Source organism: Roseovarius sp. D0-M9 (assembly GCF_037083805.1).
GTDB lineage: Bacteria > Pseudomonadota > Alphaproteobacteria > Rhodobacterales > Rhodobacteraceae > Roseovarius.
Window position 1 is genome coordinate 1 of record NZ_JBAPKZ010000136.1, and the last position, 632, is coordinate 632.

At 62.5% G+C, this 632-nt stretch carries 1 protein-coding gene; it reads right to left on the reverse strand.

Features of this window, described 5'->3' with window-relative positions; translation table 11 throughout:
• On the reverse strand, positions 1-632 hold a 632-nt coding region (locus V8352_RS21890; RefSeq protein ID WP_336426364.1), incomplete at both ends, for a chemotaxis protein CheB.

Here is a 632-nt window from a genome sequence, read left to right on the forward strand (position 1 = left end):
ACCAATTCATGATACCGGGGAATTTCATCCGGCCTCAGACCAACGATGGCCATGCGGCGCGCGATCCGGCGCTCCAGCGTGCCGCGCTTGTATTGCGAGATATCCCGCGCTGCGTGCTCTCCGATGAATGCCAGCAGGTCGTCATATCCAGTCGTGGCCTCATCAATCGCATCATTGGGCGTGTCCATCGCCTCAACGCACGCCTGCGGGCTCGCATCCGGGGCCAGATCACCCGCATCCCCCTTGAGAAATCGCTCGATCACCTCGGGCATCTCATCGATGCGCAAAACATGCTCCACGCCGCCGGTTGCTATGGCGCTTTCGCACATACCCGCATGGCCCGCCTCGTCGGGATCCTGCGCGATCACCAGACCGCCCGCGCTGCGGATCCCGTCGATGCCCTCACTGCCATCCGTCCCGGTACCGGACAGAACGATGCAGCCCGGCATGGCAAGCGCATCCTTGACAAGCGAGCGCAACAGAACGTCGAAGGGAAATCGCACGTGCTTGCCCTCATGCGGCTCGGACAGGTGCAGGATATTCTGTTTGACGGTCAGGAAGACACCCGGCGGTATGACGTGCAGATGCCCCTTGCGCAGCGCCATGCCGTCGACCGCCTGAACGACCTTGAG